The organism is Robertmurraya beringensis (genome assembly GCF_042433785.1).
Classification (GTDB): Bacteria; Bacillota; Bacilli; order Bacillales; family Cytobacillaceae; genus Robertmurraya_A; species Robertmurraya_A beringensis.
Genome location: NZ_JBHLUU010000091.1, coordinates 1 through 16,841 on the forward strand (window position 1 = coordinate 1; position 16,841 = coordinate 16,841).

The following is a 16,841-nucleotide window of genomic DNA, read 5'->3' on the forward strand; positions in this document are numbered from 1 at the left end:
TAATAATTGATGCTTTCTCTTCCTTTGTATAACGTTTACCATTATTACTCTTCATGTCGATCAACCTCCGTGTATGATTTAAACTATACACTAAAGTTCCCTACGACATCTATCCTAACAGAGGGGGGTACCCACTTGCAAAACAATATATTGGGACACATGCATCACCGAATAATGCAAGATAATATATCAATGGAGTTTCACCAATATATATATATGTTTCATATAACCCTTCAAATTCTTTCCTACAAAATAAATGAAGGAGAAGCATCATTAGAATTGCTACTCCCTTAGTTAAATGTAAATCCCTTTTTGTTAATTCCATAGAATAAAACCTTCTATCCATTTATTTTCCGGTTTCTCTTTTGTTAATATCAATATAATGAGTAAAACTAAATCATATTTAGTAACAACTTCATTTGAGAGGAATTATCATTTTGATCGTTTAAAAGATTTATTTCAAACTTCTCTCTAATATTCTTTTTCTCAACCAATTCTTGGATGGCTAAAACTAGTTTTTTTGCATTAAATTCAACGATAATACCAGTATGACCATTTTTTATTTGTTCGAGTGCCCCAACAAAGTTTGTAGTTACTATAGGTTTATTAAAGATTCTAGCTTCCGCTAAAGAAATACAATACCCCTCGTGACGTGATGGCTGTACATAAATGTCACATTCTCTAAAATAAGGATAAGGGTTAATTTTATTTCCTAATAATATTAAATTATTTTGAAGGTTATGTTGTTTAATTAAATTATCTATTTTATCTCTATCCTCTCCTTCTCCAATACAATACCATTTAACTTCATGTCCTTCTTTTAATAGATTTATCATTATCTCTGGTATTATATCCTGTCCTTTTTGATTGCATAGTCTACCTACCGTTAGGATTCTGATACCTTGAAATTCATCTTGAAAACCATCGATAAAATTAGATTTCTCTATAATATTTTTTCTATTAATGATGTTATAGAAAACTGAAGTTTTCTGTTCTAATTCAGGATACATGCCAATAAATTTATCTTTTCCAAATTTTGATACGCAGAAAATATGATCAAATCTCTGATAATATTTTCTGTAGGGTTTTAATTCATTTTTATATACACTTACATCGCTATGAATCCATGCAATCTTTTTATTAGCTTTTAGGTTATTAATTACATAAACAACAGGAAAAGAGGCAGGGGTATGATATGCTATAGCCAAATCGTACACGGTCTCATTTGGTTCAATTACTTTAGATAAATAGAACTCTTTATTAAAAACAGTTTTAGTTATTTTTGAACATAATGAACAGAACAGCACTTTAGCAGCCATATAATATTTACCCTTATCCACGTTTTTTAATACTTTTTCAAAAACGGACCTTTCAGTTCCAAAAATATATTCAACTTTAATGTTTGAAGGAATAGAATTTTCTAATTCACCACCAGGAGACATTAAAAAAAGAGTTACATCATATCCCAAATCACAAAGGTTCTCCAATTTGGAAGCTAATGCCCTCTCTATTCCTCCCATTACTAATTTCCTTGTAACTATAGCAATTTTCTTCATACGTACCTCCCTTTTTTAATTCTTTATTTAATCTTTCTCTATTCGCTAGTATGCACCTAGGAAAATAACGGTATTATATTCCCTTTTATTTAATTAGATAGTTTTGAAATGTAGTAATATTATTTTTATAATTAAAGTATTTCTTCCTTTCTATGCTTCTTATCTATAGAAGTTCAGTAAATCATTGTCAGAAATCACCTTTTTTACCCTTTTAATAGGCCTATCTTGCTATTTCCGACAATAATACCGTATTTGCCATTATCGAGTATCTCTACTCCCATTGTGATCACTACTTAAGGCAGGAGTTTCCAAGATCAATGCTTCTGCTAAAGATAATGGAAACCCTTCAGTGAATGAAGAAGATACATATAGATTACTTCTTTGTATATATTTATATAGGTTAAAATTTATAAACCTTAAAAGCTCTACACTATTTAATAAATTGATATCAACCATAACTATATTAATTAATTTTGATTTCTCTGTACCATGGCCTATCAATAAAACCTTAAATTTACATCCTTCATTAAGTAAGTAATCTTTTAAAAGCAATTAAGAGCCTACCCAGCCCTTTCTCTATACTTAACCTACAACTACTTATAATAATAAATTCACTATTAAATTAATAACCTTGTAAATTTCCTCTCAGACCTTTTTAAGGTTCTTTATCTAAATAAACTTCACTAATTTCTTTAAAATATAAGACTTTTTGTAATCTCTCCCAAGATTATATAAGTATTCTATATCTTTATTTCTAAGTGCATTTATATAGCTCTCAGGAAAATACTTTCCTACTCCTTGGTTTCTTATGGCTTCCTCAAGTCTCCCATCTTCTAACCTAGAAGCAATTTCATTCATAATTTTCACTTTACTAAAATTACTAATAAATAAATTTGTTAAATATGTTTTAAATGTGTTGATTAACATAATACTAATACCGTTTAAATGTTTTTCCTTTTCAAAGGAAAAATAATCATTAATAACCTTCTTGTTGATTTGATATCCCATGATCATATCTTGGAATAAATAAGGCATATACCTACTAGTATTTCCTCCTGAACTGTAATAATAAATTGCTTTCTCAATTAATCTAACACTTCTAGCATTTAGTAAAATCTCAAGGTTATAATAGAGGTCATCACCAAAGAACGTAATATTTTTTAAATATTTTCCTGCATTCTCTATAATTTCTTTCTTATAAAGTTTTCCACATAAGGAAGCTGGAAATGGGTGACCATGAAAATATGCAGTAACAAGTTCCTTTTTAATAGACTCATCTGTATATGTTTTATTTTCATTGAAAAACCAACTTTTGTTCTTTACTTTAATAAGACTGCTTTTACTTATTACCTTGTACATATTCCCTACCACTATGTCATGCTCACTATTAATCACTTCATTATTTAGCACTTGTAAATAATCTTTGCTAACCCAATCGTCAGCATCAACAAAGGTGATGTATTCACCTATTGCAGCTTTAATTCCTGTGCTTCTTGCTTTAATACTTCCTTCATTTTCTTTATTGATTATAGTAATTCTACTATCCATCTCCCCAAAATATTTGCAAGTATTTAAACTACGATCAGATGACCCATCATTTACTAAAATGAGTTCAAAATCACTAAATGTTTGTTCAAGTAGTGATTTTATACATTTTGAAATTGTTTTCTCTGCATTAAATATTGGGATTATCACACTAATCTTCTTCCTCATGTTAGTAATTATCCTCTCTTTTAAGTTTTCAATAACTACTCTCTTATTCAGCTACTTGAGTTAAACCTCTTTGTACAGAGATTATTTGTCCTTTGCTCATCTTATAAACAATGTCACAATTCTCTATAGTACTAAGTCTATGTGCAATTATTATTAAAGTCTTTTCTCCCTTTAAATTGTCAATAGCCTTCATAATTTCTTTCTCAGTATTATTATCTAGAGCAGATGTTGCCTCATCCATAAATAAGATTTCTGGGTCATGATATAATGCTCGGGCGATACCTATCCTTTGTCTTTGACCACCTGATAGACGCACTCCTCTCTCTCCCACGTGAGTATTCAATTTATCAGGCAATGCCTCTACAAACTCCTTTAATTGTGCCTGTTCAAGTACACGCCATACTTGAATATCATCAATATCCTCTTCTTCTAAACCGAAGGCAATGTTTCTTCTGATGGTATCATCAGACAGATATATATTCTGGGGTATATACCCGATTTTACTCTGCCAAATTTCTATTTGGTCCTCTAAACTAGTATGATCCACCAGAACTTTTCCTGTTTCAGGAGTATATAGGCCAAGTATAATATCAACTATTGTTGATTTCCCAGCACCTGATTCTCCAATAAAAGCAACTGCTTGGCCGATAGGAATAGATAATGTCACATTATTAATTAAAAAACTCTTTTGATTCGGATAGCTGTAAGAAACACTTTTTAGCTCTATAGAATGTTTATAATATTTTTCTTTATTTATATTAATATTAAAGTTGTATGACTCTTTAACAGGTTGGGTAATTTTATTAATGTTGACCATATCATCATAGATTACTGCTAAAGATGGCTGCGAATAACGAATGGTTGATATTAAACCAAGTATTCGACTTATCGAAGGCATTAATCTAAATGCTGACATTGCGAACAAGGCCATTGTTGAAATAAGTTGGGATGTGTCTGATCCATTAGAAACAAACATTAACATAGTAAAAAGTATAGTTACAACAATTATTGTTTCAATAAAGTATCTTGGAAAGACATCTAGCATTCTCATAAAAACACCGTTATCTGCACTCTTTTGACTGTATTTTTTATATGAATTTATAAAATAAGCTTCCTTCCCAGTAACCTTAACTTCTTTGCTTGCCCCTAATCCTTGGTTCACCCATTTAATTAATTCTCCAATAATAAATTGTTGTTCTTTCCCTAGTTCTATAGTCTTTTTCCTATAAATCTTAAGAAAAAGTAAGACACCTCCAGATAAAAGTACAGAGGTTATTAAAGTGGCTCTAAAAGCATTAATAAATAACAAACATAATATACAACTAACAACTAAAATTTCCGTTAGTAATTGAAAAGCTGATAGTATAATCCCTTGAAAAACTCTTGGTACTTCATTATTTATATTACGTAATAGCTCTGCTGAATTTCTATTTAAATGTAAAGAATATGGTGCTGTTAAGTAAGCTCTGAATAAATCACTTGACATTTTCACTTGCTGATTTAGCACCATCCGATTCTGTAAATAATGAAAAAGTAACAAATACACATTTTTTAAAATAAAAATTAATATTAATGCTACAACAGAAATTACAATAAAAGAATTTGCAGACTGTAAGTCTAGGAAATTAAATATATACATTAATACAGGTTGTTCAGCTATTAAACCAGGATTGGTAACAATACCAACTACCGGTACTATTACACTTATTGATAGAGTTTCAAATAAAGCTGCAAATATCATCATTATTAATAAAACAATTAACTTTTTCTTCTCTTTCATATCAAATAAGTGTAATAGTTTCCTTAGCATTATCATCAAAATTGTTACACCTCTTTTTTGTTTATGCTCTTAAATTAGCCTTTTACATTAGCTTTACTATTGCTTCGTAAAGTTGTTGTTCATTAAATTCAACTATAGTTCCCTTGTCATAACTACTAATCTGCTCTTTAGCCCCAGTAAAGTTAGTTGCTATAATTGGGATATTAAAACATTTAGCTTCAGCTAAAGTTATACAGTATCCTTCATGCCGAGAAGGTTGAACATAGATATTACATTCTTTCATAAATGAATAGGGATTAACCTTTGCACCTAAAAGAATGAAGTCATCTTGTAAATTATTTTTTCTTATTAAACCCTCCCAGTTATGTCGTGCATTTCCTTCGCCAATGCAGTACCATTTCACATTAATTCCTTCATTTTTTAATCTTGCCATTACCCTAATTGCTAAGTCTTGCCCTTTTTCCGAGCTTAGTCTTCCAACTGTTAATATCCTTAAACCGTTAAATTTATCGATAAATCCTTCTCCACCGTTAGCCATGTTTACAATTAAATCTTTTGATACATTATTCTTAAATACCTTAATTTTATTATCAAGCTTTGGCAATACCTTAACCAACCTTTCTCGCGCTTCCTTCGATACAACAAAAATACGATCATATTTCTGGTAATGTCTATGTGCAAAATATTTATTAAATCCTATTTTTGTAACATCAAAGTGTATCCACTGCATCTTCCTCTTAGCTCTGACTTTATTTAAAATAAAATAGCTTATGAAGTCCATCGGACCTGCATAAGCTATAGCAATATCGTATATTTCTTTTTGGGTCTCAATATCCTTTAAAATATACTTAAATAAAAGGGTATTTTCCTTAAAAATTTTAAAATTAATATAGAAAATTAAGTATATAAATGCTTTTCTTAATTTTTTCTGTAAGAAGAGTTCTCTCGCTATAGAGTGAAGGGGGTTCTCAATTGACGCCTTAATTTTAATATAATCTTTAAACGTTACTATTTTTACGTGTTTAGGGATAGATTGTAAGAACCCTCCGGACTTCTCCAGCAAAACCAATGTAATATCGTACTTATTGGCTGACATGTCAGAAAGCATGTTTAGGAAAGCTTTCTCTGTTCCACCAATGTTCATACTAATAAGCATGAAAAGGATTTTTTTTTTCATACTCCCTCCAAAGTTTTACCTTTAATAAAGCTTTCAAGCTTATGAAATTGACCTTCAGAATAATTAGGTAACTCTTTTATTTGAATCTTATTATTTAATGCCTTTTCTAAAAATGAATCATCGAACTGTAGTGAAAGCATATCCATAGTTACCACTTCCGTTATGCCTAAATCCTTGAGCATATTTGTTGTTTTAGAACTATAAATTATAGAGATTAGACCCACACCTAAAATTAATGCTAGTATATTAGCATGGAACCTGGCAGCAAGGATTATTTTGAGGGAACTAATAAGTTGAATTGCTTCTTCAAAGTCACCTGTATAATTATAGGTTTTTACCTTACTAATTGTTTTCTTATCAAGTTTCGATTTAATTTTGTTAATTGTCACTAAGTCTCCTTCATTCTCACAGAAAGACATTAAGTAACATTCATATCCTTTTTCAACAAACAAACAAATTGATTTTACAGTACTAGAAATATATTCTTCCTCATAATGGCTTAAACCCTTTTTATGGTTAACATCAATAATAGAGAATCCAACTCTATTTTTCTTTGAAATTTCCATATAGGGCTTTGCACTCAACTGGAAAACTATGTCGGGAGCGTATCTTACTTGCTCAAGGGATTTATAAAGTTCATAAGAGTATTTATCTCTAAAACATACATCATCACATAATTTAAAAAAAGCTAGGTAATCCTCATAAAATTCCTTTGAATAATATGGCCCAAAATTTGCACCTAAAATAAAAGTTGGTTTTTCTCTTTTTTTAAACTCTTTAACTAATCTATTTCTGTCCTTATATAACTCTCTATGATATTCTTCCTCTCTAAATATAGATCCTCCAATAAAAAGCAAAGCATCATGCTCTTCAGCTATTTTAGAATAATTAGTAATGCTATCAGTGATTCTTAGTTTCTGACCTATTTTATTTATTAGTGTGTACTTTCTTCTGTTCACATTTTTGTAGTGTGATAGAAACGTATCATAATTCACTCCTAAATAGTTTACAGTAAATTGGCAATCGGGATATTTTTTTGCGAGGATATCTAAAAATAGGTCATCTCCCAGGTTAAACATTAAATATATCTCTACAAATATCTTTTTCATTTAATACACCCTTAATTTTTTATAATTCTAATAATGTATAAAACTTTTCTAATTGGTTAATTGAACTATAAGTTTCTCTCTCATTTAACTGATTGGTTATTCTTTTTAAATACTCTACATCGTCTAGGTATCTTTTTATTCCTTGGAATATATCATCTACTGAATTATGCACAATTAGACCATCTATATCGTGATCTATTATTTCTTTTGCTGTTGGGAAATTAGTACAAACAATGGGTTTTTTTAATATTTTTGCTTCACACACTGTTAATCCAAACCCTTCCTTTTTAGATGTTTGGACATATAGAGTACAGCATTTCATATATGAATACGGGTTTAATTTTTTCCCTAGTAAAATAAAATTATTATTTAAATTATACTGACTTATTAGACCTTCTAACCTTTGTCTTTCCGAACCCTCACCTATACAAAACCATTTAAATTTGTAACCAGAATCTCGTAACAATTTAGCTACTTCAATTGCTGTATCATACGATTTGGCTGTCTCTAGTCGGCCGACGGTTAAGATATTGATGTTATTATTTAAATACTCTAAAGGCTGATTTTCTTCAGCCAATCTGTTAATAATATCAGGATTAACAATGTCTAATAAAATATCTGTTTTATCCTGGTAATCCTTTTTTAAGTTAGCTACGGTTTGTTGAGTATTCTTTGAGACCGTAATGATTTTATCGATCTTTTTATAAGATTGATAATCAATTTCTTTGTTATACAATGTATTAACATAATCCGTATTTATCCAAGCTAGTTTCCTCATTGCTTTGACATGGTTTGCAACAAAATATGTAGGCATCCCCTGGCTGTATCCAATTGCAACATCATAGGTATTGTCGATAGTAGAGATGATCTTTTTTATATTTTTATAGACAATTTGTTCACTATGGAGAACTACTTTACTTAGGGTATTCTTCCTTAAATCTATAGAGGTTTTTAACCTACAACCAAGAAACTTTAAGTTTTCCTTAAATGAGAAATATTCTTTGTTTAGATACCTAAAGTAATCAGGAGTCGGAACATAATTAATTTCTTTTGGTAATAGTTCTTCTAAATCTCCACCCCTCTTAAACAGTAACAAATCAATTTCAAATCTTGAGTAGTCTATAGAATTTAGTAAAGAGACTAAACTTTTTTCTGCTCCACCAATAGAAAGAGAATCTAATACGAATAATAGTTTCTTCAATTTACTCACCTTATTTTTCTTAGCATTATTAATAACGTTCCGTACAGGATAGCACTACGAAGGTTACTATTTTTTAAAAAGTAAATGTACGGTTTTTGTGATAAGTTATTTGTTTCAAAACTCGTAACAAATTGTTTTACATAATCATTTAATAGTAATCTCTTTAGTTCTACTAATACATTTTTCTTGATCCATGTTGTTTTACTCCTAGCTTCTATTCTCTTAATAAGTGTTGACTGAATTCTTTCAGCAATAACTTTTCTAGTTATACTAGAATCGATCTTTACACTATTGAAGATATGTTCAATTTGCTTGCACACAGCTAGACTATTGTTAAGATATTTATTAGAAAAATTTGAACTAATACTTCTTTCATTTAATCGATTGTAGTTATACAGAAACTCCTTCGTTTCAGAAAACCTTTTACAATGTGATATATATTCAAGTACAAATACTAGATCTTCAGACATAAATATATTGGGATCCAGAAAAATATTATTATTTTTAATAATCTCACTTTTATATAATTTCCCCCAAAGGACTCCACCAGTTCCACTACATACCATCAACATAATTTCTTCTAGCGACAAACTATGATTAAAATTAAAATCAGTGTGTAGAAATGAACCTTTTACATTTATTTCTCTATAACCACAACAAGCTAAATCTGAATTATTTTCTTGTAAATTTTCTAATAGCGTTTGGATATACGTTTTTTCAACTGTGTCATCTGCATCGATGAATGCTATATAATCACCAGATGCCAATTGTAGCCCCTTATTTCTAGCACTTGAAGGTCCTTGATTTTCTTGATATTCATACTTAATTCTTTGATCTCTAGCCTGATATTCCCTGCAAATTTCATCACTCTTATCCTTTGAACCATCATTAATAACAATAACCTCTATATTTTTATAAGTCTGACTCAAGATACTATCAAGACAATATGCTAAATACAATTCACAGTTATAAACTGGGACAACCACGCTTACCTTAGCAAACATTTCTGCTCCCTTCACTCTCTAGTAATTCCTTAATATTCAAAGAACCTTATATAAATCTTTCAGAAGATGTTTATTATTAAAATTTTTCTCTTTACATTTTTCTGTTAGGTTACTTCTTAAATAAGGATAGTTGTATAATTTTTCTATTGCTTCTACAATACCCTCTATCGATTGCTCAGTAATGTACCCGTCCACATTATTTGAAACTTGACTTTTAGCAGTAGGGTAATTAGTAACAATTACTGGCTTTGCTAGTATCTGAGCTTCACCTACTGTAACAGCTTTCCCTTCATATCTTGAGGGTTGAATATATAAATCAGCAGCATTTATATATGGATAAGGATTTATTTGTTTACCAACAAGGAGAAAGTATTTTTCTAGATCGTTTTCTTTAATTAAATTTCTTATTAACGGCTCATCTCCACCATACCCAACAACATACCAAGCAATGTCATTATATCCTTTATCCACTAGCATCTTTAATGCTTTAACAGCTCTATCAATCCCCTTAGCATGAGATAATCTTGCTACTGTGACTATTTTAAAACGTGAGTCTTTAAACATAGTATGGTCGATTTTTTTATTGGCCATTTCTATTATAAATTCAGGGGAACATATATTTTCCATAACAATAACCTTATTTCTCAAACCTGGATATTTATGTAGAAATGCTTCCTTACATGCGTCAGAAACAGCAACAATATAGTCAAATTGATTCCACATTTCTAAATCAGATTTTATGTCTGTTTCAATTACTGAGTAGTCAGTATGCACCCATCCAATTTTCTTTTTTGCTTTCACTTTATGTGCAACAAAATAATGAGGCCAGAGGTAACTAATTGCAACATCATATTCTTTCTTAAAATCTGGTAGGAATGGGAGAGCATACTTCCACATTAATTGCATTTGAATATAGCCTGGTTCTTCTATCCCTGCCATCTTTCCCTTTAATTCAGAATTTAATTTTGCAAGTATCCTTGAAATGCCAATTAGCATTTCACCTTCTTTAAAAGTCTCTTTTATCGATTTTCTATAAGTTTTGTATTCTTTTATTTCCTTCAATAAATTCACTTGGGAAGGTATGAAACTCAAAAAATCACCTTGTTGTCTATAAAGCATTAAATCAACATTATAATTTTCATAGTCAAAATTCTCCAACATACTTACTAAACTCCGTTCTACTCCGCCAACTTCCATATCAAATGAAGCTATTAATACATTCTTCATTTTAAATCTCCTATTATCTTTCTAATTTTCGCAATATTATTTCCACCTATACATTTAGCAACTAGTTGTTTTAAACTACTTTTCATTCTTACAGATGGAGGTAACCAGCTCTTGTAAAAATGGTGTAAAGCTACAGTTTCCTCTGTAACAAATTTCCTGATGTTTATATAATCAAATGGAGAAAAAAACGTTTGTGGATAAAATGCTCCTATGTCTTCAATAACCTGATAATTACCATCCCTTTTTAGTCCAATATCTTCTAAAATCTTAGTAACTATTGCTACATTAGTTAATTGATCAAAGCTTCCATCTTCGTTTTGAAAAGCTTTGTTCTTATATGAATCTAAGAACCTCCCAATTAACGTATTACCTTTTTTAGCTCCAATCGTACTTGTCGCAATATAATTCTCTTGCTCAAATCCCCAAAATGATTCATGGTGAAGAAATTTGTCAAAGGTTTGAAACACTTCAACATCTGTGTCTAAATAGATTCCACCCTGGTTATAGAGTGCATATACTCTTACATAGTCACTTACAAATGCAAACTTACCAGCTTCATAAGCTTCTTGAACAAAAGTATTTGAATGAATGTCAAAGTTAGTTTCATTCCACTCAACAATTTCATAATCGTTTAGGACTTTCTTCCAACTTTGGATGCACTTTTTAACGATTTCAGGCTTTTCTTTCCCGCCAAACCAACAATAGTGGATAACCTTTGGGATATTCGTTGTATCTGCTTTCATCCCACACATCCTTACCCTTGTTTTGTATTCTGCCACTTTATAAAATCTAAGAGCATCTTATATTCTTGAATTTGATCTTTCTCTACTCCAGAATCTCTCAATTCTTTAACAAACTCCACCCACTCATTATCCATTTGAGGCTCATTTTTATCGCCACCTGAACCTAGTAATTCCTTTAAATCTACTTCCAATACAGAAGCAATCTTTTCTATCACATTAATAGATGGATTTTGATTTAAATTTCTTTCTATGTTACTCAGGTATGATTTGGCTATTCCGGCTCGTTCTGCAAGCTCTGTTAAGGTAAGGCCTCTTCTTTTACGAATATCATAAATGTTTTTTCCAATCATTATTTTTACCCCGTTTTATCCGTATTGTTGTACTTTTTCACATCCAAGGTTTAAGGATTTGATACAATCTACAATTCTAATTAGTTCTTCATTTGTTAGATTTGAACCAGAAGGGAGGCAAATCCCGGATTCAAATAATTGGTCCGACACACTATAGGTTTCATGATGTGAATAATATTTCATCCCTCTAAATAAAGGCTGTAAATGGAGTGGTTTCCATACAGGTCGAGCTTCTATATTCTCATTAGTCATTAAGTCCAAGATTTCCTTTACAGAAACACCTGCTTCTTTTTCATCTATTGTTAAAGCAGTCAGCCAACGATTAGACTTGCTATCCTTCAATTCAGGCATAAAATAAATACCAGGTAAATGTCCTAATTCTACTTGATATTTAGAAAATACACTTCTCCTCGCCTGTACTCTTTCTTCTAAAACTTCTAATTGCCCTCTGCCTATACCCGCTAAAACATTACTCATTCGGTAGTTATAGCCCATCGTGCTGTGTTGATAATGTGGAGCAAAGTCTCGGGCTTGCGTTGCTAAGAATCGTGCTCGGTTTAAGGCTTCTAAATCATTGGAAACCAGCATACCTCCGCCAGATGTTGTGATAATTTTGTTCCCATTAAAGGAGAAAACTCCGAATTTGCCAAGAGTTCCACTTGGTATTCCTTTATAAGTAGCTCCTAACGATTCTGCTGCATCCTCAATAATAGGTACCTCATATTCATTACAAAAAGATACTATCTCATCCATTTTGGCACTTTGACCATAAAGATTGACAACAATAACTGCCTTAGGTAACCTTCCCTGAAGTTTCGCATCCCTTAATGCTCTCTCAAGTGCCTTCGGAGACATGTTCCACGTATCCGGCTCTGAGTCAATGAAAACTGGCTCTGCTCCTTGGTATAGAATTGGGTTTGCACTTGCAACAAAGGTAAGTGAGGAGCAAAATACAGTATCTCCTTTACCTACTTCTAATAAAGAAAGAGCCAAGTGGATGGCAGCTGTACCTGAACTAACAGCAACTGCTCCACTGACTCCTACGTAATCGGCCAATTCTTTTTCAAAGGCATCCACATTAGGTCCTAAAGGGGCAATCCAATTCGTTTCAATTGCCTCCTGCATATATTTGGCTTCATTACCTGACAGATGAGGAGGCGATAGAAAAATTCGACTTTTCTTTACTGAAGAAATCATTTAGACACCCTCTATCAATTGTAGTTTTATTACTTTTGCAGGGACACCGACTGCTGTACTCAATGGAGGGATGAATTTTATCACAGTGGCACCAGCACCAATGATTGACCATTCCCCAATTTCTTGGCTGGGAATAACTGAGGCTCCTGCTCCTATATGTACTCCTTCTCCCACTTTCACTCCACCCGTCAATGTGGCTTTTGGAGAAACATGAACAAAATTAGAGATTTGATTATCATGTTCAATAATTGCTCCTGTATTAATTATTGTGTGTTTACCAATGTACGAGTCTGCATTTATTACAGCCTGCGGCATGATAACTGTCCCAACACCAATTGTTACACTCGGACTAACCCATGCTGTCGGATGAATCAATGTTGCAAAGAAAGCATCGTTAAATCCTAATCTTTCGACAATTTTTTTCCTAGTCTCATTTCTTCCAATTGCTATAATGAACTTTAGATCTGGATGAAAGTGTAATAGTTGTTTAGCCGAATCGATTGGACCATTGTAAACAGAATGTTCAAAAGTTAGACTCGAGTATTTGTCATCTAAAAAGGCGATAATTTGATTTTCCTCATTTATCCGGACCAAATCTTGAATAACCTTGCTATGTCCTCCCGTTCCAACAACTGCTAGTTTCATCCATGACCTCCTTCTACTGAATTTGTACCCTTGAATGGTTCTACTGTAGCTACCCCTCTTTGGGTAATGCCTTCAGTTTTAACTACTTTTTTTATCGTTATAAATAAGATTTTCAAGTCTAACCATAAGGAACGATTGTTCACATACCAAACATCCAATTTAAACTTATCTTCCCAGCTGATTGCGTTACGTCCATTTACTTGAGCCCACCCAGTAATCCCTGGTCGAACCATATGACGTTTTGCTTGTTCTTCGGAATATAAGGGTAAATATTCCATTAATAAGGGTCTAGGGCCGACTAAGCTTATATCTCCAATAATGACATTTATTAATTGTGGGAGTTCATCAAGACTGAATCTTCTTAATGTAGCTCCAAACGGGGTGAGTCGAATACGGTCAGAAAATAAATTCCCCATGCTATCTCTGGCATCGGTCATTGTCCGAAACTTATAAAGATAAAATGGTTTTCCATATAATCCCGGTCGTTGCTGCTTAAATACAATTGGTGCTCCTAATTTGATTCTTATTAAAAGAGCTAAAATTAACATGACTGGCAAAAACAAAATAAATAGTATCAAGCCACATATAAAATCAAGACATCTCTTCACTTTTCCTACTCCCTAGGGTAGAATTTGCTTTTTAGGTTCTAAAAGTTCATTCAATCTTTGCTGTATTTCTGAAATCATTTCATTTACTTGTATATCTGACTCCTGCCCTTTTGAATAAAGCTCAACAAGCAATTCTTTAAATTTTTGTTGCGTTTGTATTCCCACTGTTTTTTTCCTCACTTTACTGTTTCTTCAACTTTTCCCCCAAATAAAAAATCCCCACTTTTTCCTGTAAAGTGAGGGTCTTCTTCATATCCATTTGGATTCTTTCGTTGCCATCGCCAAGCATCGGCACACATTTCTTCTATTCCTTTTTCCGCTTCCCAGTTCAGTTCCATTTTTGCCTTTGTTGGATCTGCAAAACAAGAGGCTACATCTCCTGGTCTGGGATCTACTATTTTATAAGGGAGCGTAATCTGTGATGCGTCCTCAAAAGCTTGAACGACATCAAGAACACTGTATCCTTTTCCCGTTCCAAGATTATATGCACCGATTCCTCTTGTTTCCTTCACCTTTTCTACTGCTTTTAAATGCCCTTTTGCCAAATCAACTACATGGATATAATCTCGCACTCCAGTTCCGTCTTTTGTTGGATAGTTATTACCAAAGACACTTAACTCTTTAAGTTTTCCAACAGCCACCTGCGTAATGTAAGGCATTAGGTTATTAGGTATACCATTTGGATCCTCACCGATTAATCCACTATCATGTCCTCCAATCGGATTAAAGTATCTTAATAAAGCGATACTCCAGCTTTTATCCGATTCATATACGTCTCTAAGAATCTCCTCAATCATCAGCTTTGTTCTTCCATAAGGGTTCATTGCCCATAAACTGGCGTCTTCTTTAATTGGTACACTTTCTGGTATACCATATACCGTTGCAGATGAGCTAAAAACAAGACTTTTCACTCCATAATTGCTCATCACTTTACAAAGAATCACTGTGCTAGTGATATTGTTGTGGTAATACCATAGTGGAACATTCACCGATTCTCCTACTGCTTTTAAACCAGCAAAGTGAATCACTGCATTAATTTCGTTTTCTTCAAATACTTTAGTAAGTGCTTTCTCATCTAAAAGATCGATAGAATAAACCTTGAAGTCTTTCCCTGTGATGTTTTTTATTCTATTCAAAGATTCTGGTTTGCTATTAATGAAGTTGTCAACAACAACGATATTGTGTCCTTCATTTAATAACTCCACGCATGTATGACTTCCAATGTAGCCTGCTCCACCTGTTACGAGTATTGTCATATTTATCCCTCCTTTAAATCAAACTCCCCAAAAGTCACTTTTATAGACAACATTTAAACTTATGACTGATTCATAATAGTAATAAAGAAAGTAACAAAATATAATTACAAAGTACATGAAGCGTTGTTCTCTCTCTCTAAATAACTTAACTATCCAGGAAACTAAAATTAATTGATATAGATTAAAATAGATTGAAAATCTTGCAAAAATCCAATTTTGAGTTGAAATAATCATAAACAGCAATCCAACTAGAGCCATATTGACAATGAAATCGCTGCTAGGGAATAATTCCCTAAGCTTATCTCTACCAAGAAAAGCTATGATTAGAGGTGCAGAGTAGACCAATACCCTGATAGAATTAGCACCACCCTCATGAAAATCTGAATAATGACCGTACTGAGAGTCTGCAATTGCCGTAAATAGTAATTCAGAGAATTGATTGTACCCTATTGCTATAATAACTGAGGCAAATAATAAAATAATTGTGGCCCTTGACCATGCTTTGTACCTTACAAGAAAGTAAATTGGGAGAAGGATTAAGGCGCTTTGATGAATTGTTGAACCTAGTAGAACAATTGCAAAGTATGCTATCCAATTTCCATTAATTAAATACTTTGTTGCTGTGAATATGATTGCTGCGGCTAAAACTTGTCTAATTCCATTCATGGATACCAAAAATAAGCCTCCAGTAATATAAACATAAGTACTTATTTCAAATAACCTTGAATACTTCATTAATACAGTAATAATTAAAAGATTTGTTATTAAAGAAGTCACAACAATTAGGATTTGAGCATCTTCAGAGTATTTTTTTAATATTAATTGAAGGACACCAAAGCCCATATCCTTATTTTCCTTTACATACTCCCATGTAAAATCAGTCACATTATAAGCGTGCATATAATAATAAGTATCACCAATATTTATACGCATTCCAGAAACTAAAACCATGGTAACTACTACCAATAAGGATAACCATTTGTTTAACTTTATTGGTAGTACGTCGTAGTTGTTAATCGCTAATTGTCTTGAAAAATATCTAGCAAAGCTAGAAAATACGAACACTAATATAAGATTAATCCAAAGGGCAGCCATCTAGTATTTCCTTCCAGATAAAATTTCTAGTTTTCCCTGATCTTTGAAGTTATATCACTAGTGTTGCATTAATTTAAATTAACTATTAAAAACATTTGAAATGTTCAATTTTATTATTTTGTGCAAAGAAAAAGTCCTTTATAATGGATAAGTCAGGTGGTAACCCGTCCAAATCCACTA

At 32.0% G+C, this 16,841-nt stretch carries 18 protein-coding genes; all 18 read right to left on the reverse strand.

From position 1 onward, the window contains the following. Positions 1–109: 109 nt before the first annotated feature. Positions 110–325, reverse strand: coding sequence for a hypothetical protein (locus tag ACFFHF_RS12835; protein WP_377058312.1), 216 nt, complete (start codon positions 323–325; stop codon positions 110–112). A gap of 67 nt (positions 326–392) precedes the next feature. After that, positions 393–1,556: a glycosyltransferase gene (locus ACFFHF_RS12840; RefSeq protein ID WP_377058313.1), complete on the reverse strand. Its 1,164-nt coding sequence runs from the start codon at positions 1,554–1,556 to the stop codon at positions 393–395. A 258-nt stretch (positions 1,557–1,814) separates the two neighbouring features. Continuing rightward, complete coding sequence (locus ACFFHF_RS12845; RefSeq protein ID WP_377058314.1) at positions 1,815–2,108, reverse strand: glycosyltransferase; 294 nt, start codon at positions 2,106–2,108, stop codon at positions 1,815–1,817. 117 nt (positions 2,109–2,225) lie between these two features. Further along, positions 2,226–3,269 carry a glycosyltransferase family 2 protein gene (locus tag ACFFHF_RS12850; protein WP_377058315.1) on the reverse strand — a complete coding sequence of 348 codons (1,044 nt, stop codon included), beginning with the start codon at positions 3,267–3,269 and terminating at the stop codon, positions 2,226–2,228. Between the two features lie 43 nt (positions 3,270–3,312). After that, the gene (locus ACFFHF_RS12855) at positions 3,313–5,085 is read right to left on the reverse strand and encodes an ABC transporter ATP-binding protein (RefSeq protein WP_377058329.1); all 1,773 of its coding nucleotides are present in this window, start codon (positions 5,083–5,085) and stop codon (positions 3,313–3,315) included. Positions 5,086–5,131: 46 nt separating this feature from the next. After that, positions 5,132–6,226: a glycosyltransferase gene (locus ACFFHF_RS12860; protein WP_377058316.1), complete on the reverse strand. Its 1,095-nt coding sequence runs from the start codon at positions 6,224–6,226 to the stop codon at positions 5,132–5,134. Next, positions 6,223–7,335 (reverse strand): polysaccharide pyruvyl transferase family protein, encoded by a 1,113-nt coding sequence (locus tag ACFFHF_RS12865; protein ID WP_377058317.1) that lies wholly within the window; start codon positions 7,333–7,335, stop codon positions 6,223–6,225. The genes ACFFHF_RS12860 and ACFFHF_RS12865 overlap by 4 nt, the downstream gene beginning before the upstream one ends. Positions 7,336–7,354: 19 nt before the next feature. Next, positions 7,355–8,536, reverse strand: coding sequence for a glycosyltransferase (locus tag ACFFHF_RS12870; RefSeq protein WP_377058318.1), 1,182 nt, complete (start codon positions 8,534–8,536; stop codon positions 7,355–7,357). Between the two features lie 5 nt (positions 8,537–8,541). After that, on the reverse strand, positions 8,542–9,555 hold the full coding sequence (locus tag ACFFHF_RS12875; protein WP_377058319.1) for a glycosyltransferase family 2 protein: 1,014 nt from the start codon (positions 9,553–9,555) through the stop codon (positions 8,542–8,544). A 21-nt stretch (positions 9,556–9,576) separates the two neighbouring features. Beyond that, positions 9,577–10,767, reverse strand: coding sequence for a glycosyltransferase (locus ACFFHF_RS12880; RefSeq protein ID WP_377058320.1), 1,191 nt, complete (start codon positions 10,765–10,767; stop codon positions 9,577–9,579). Continuing rightward, positions 10,764–11,510, reverse strand: coding sequence for a glycosyltransferase family 32 protein (locus ACFFHF_RS12885; RefSeq protein WP_377058321.1), 747 nt, complete (start codon positions 11,508–11,510; stop codon positions 10,764–10,766). Before ACFFHF_RS12885 ends, ACFFHF_RS12880 begins: the two co-directional genes overlap by 4 nt. 11 nt (positions 11,511–11,521) lie before the next feature. Further along, on the reverse strand, positions 11,522–11,860 hold the full coding sequence (locus tag ACFFHF_RS12890) for a helix-turn-helix domain-containing protein (protein WP_377058322.1): 339 nt from the start codon (positions 11,858–11,860) through the stop codon (positions 11,522–11,524). 15 nt (positions 11,861–11,875) lie between these two features. Then, positions 11,876–13,057, reverse strand: a complete 1,182-nt coding sequence (locus tag ACFFHF_RS12895) for a DegT/DnrJ/EryC1/StrS family aminotransferase (RefSeq protein ID WP_377058323.1) — start codon at positions 13,055–13,057, stop codon at positions 11,876–11,878. After that, the gene (locus tag ACFFHF_RS12900; RefSeq protein WP_377058324.1) at positions 13,058–13,702 is read right to left on the reverse strand and encodes an acetyltransferase; all 645 of its coding nucleotides are present in this window, start codon (positions 13,700–13,702) and stop codon (positions 13,058–13,060) included. Next, positions 13,699–14,310 (reverse strand): sugar transferase, encoded by a 612-nt coding sequence (locus ACFFHF_RS12905; RefSeq protein ID WP_377058325.1) that lies wholly within the window; start codon positions 14,308–14,310, stop codon positions 13,699–13,701. The genes ACFFHF_RS12900 and ACFFHF_RS12905 overlap by 4 nt, the downstream gene beginning before the upstream one ends. Before the next feature lie 12 nt (positions 14,311–14,322). After that, the gene (locus ACFFHF_RS12910; protein WP_377058326.1) at positions 14,323–14,475 is read right to left on the reverse strand and encodes a YwzD family small protein; all 153 of its coding nucleotides are present in this window, start codon (positions 14,473–14,475) and stop codon (positions 14,323–14,325) included. Positions 14,476–14,486: 11 nt separating this feature from the next. Continuing rightward, entirely contained in the window at positions 14,487–15,566 is a 1,080-nt protein-coding gene (gene galE / locus ACFFHF_RS12915) for a UDP-glucose 4-epimerase GalE (protein ID WP_377058327.1), read from the reverse strand. A gap of 18 nt (positions 15,567–15,584) precedes the next feature. Then, entirely contained in the window at positions 15,585–16,661 is a 1,077-nt protein-coding gene (locus tag ACFFHF_RS12920) for an EpsG family protein (protein WP_377058328.1), read from the reverse strand. Positions 16,662–16,841: the final 180 nt, after the last annotated feature.

Coding starts and splice junctions, on each gene's coding strand:
- ACFFHF_RS12835 (WP_377058312.1), bottom strand. CDS start 325: ATGGAATTAACAAAAAGGGATTTACATTTAACTAAGGGAGTAGCAATT.
- ACFFHF_RS12840 (WP_377058313.1), bottom strand. CDS start 1,556: ATGAAGAAAATTGCTATAGTTACAAGGAAATTAGTAATGGGAGGAATA.
- ACFFHF_RS12850 (WP_377058315.1), bottom strand. CDS start 3,269: ATGAGGAAGAAGATTAGTGTGATAATCCCAATATTTAATGCAGAGAAA.
- ACFFHF_RS12855 (WP_377058329.1), bottom strand. CDS start 5,085: ATGATAATGCTAAGGAAACTATTACACTTATTTGATATGAAAGAGAAG.
- ACFFHF_RS12860 (WP_377058316.1), bottom strand. CDS start 6,226: ATGAAAAAAAAAATCCTTTTCATGCTTATTAGTATGAACATTGGTGGA.
- ACFFHF_RS12865 (WP_377058317.1), bottom strand. CDS start 7,335: ATGAAAAAGATATTTGTAGAGATATATTTAATGTTTAACCTGGGAGAT.
- ACFFHF_RS12880 (WP_377058320.1), bottom strand. CDS start 10,767: ATGAAGAATGTATTAATAGCTTCATTTGATATGGAAGTTGGCGGAGTA.
- ACFFHF_RS12885 (WP_377058321.1), bottom strand. CDS start 11,510: ATGAAAGCAGATACAACGAATATCCCAAAGGTTATCCACTATTGTTGG.
- ACFFHF_RS12890 (WP_377058322.1), bottom strand. CDS start 11,860: ATGATTGGAAAAAACATTTATGATATTCGTAAAAGAAGAGGCCTTACC.
- ACFFHF_RS12895 (WP_377058323.1), bottom strand. CDS start 13,057: ATGATTTCTTCAGTAAAGAAAAGTCGAATTTTTCTATCGCCTCCTCAT.
- ACFFHF_RS12900 (WP_377058324.1), bottom strand. CDS start 13,702: ATGAAACTAGCAGTTGTTGGAACGGGAGGACATAGCAAGGTTATTCAA.
- galE (WP_377058327.1), bottom strand. CDS start 15,566: ATGACAATACTCGTAACAGGTGGAGCAGGCTACATTGGAAGTCATACA.
- ACFFHF_RS12920 (WP_377058328.1), bottom strand. CDS start 16,661: ATGGCTGCCCTTTGGATTAATCTTATATTAGTGTTCGTATTTTCTAGC.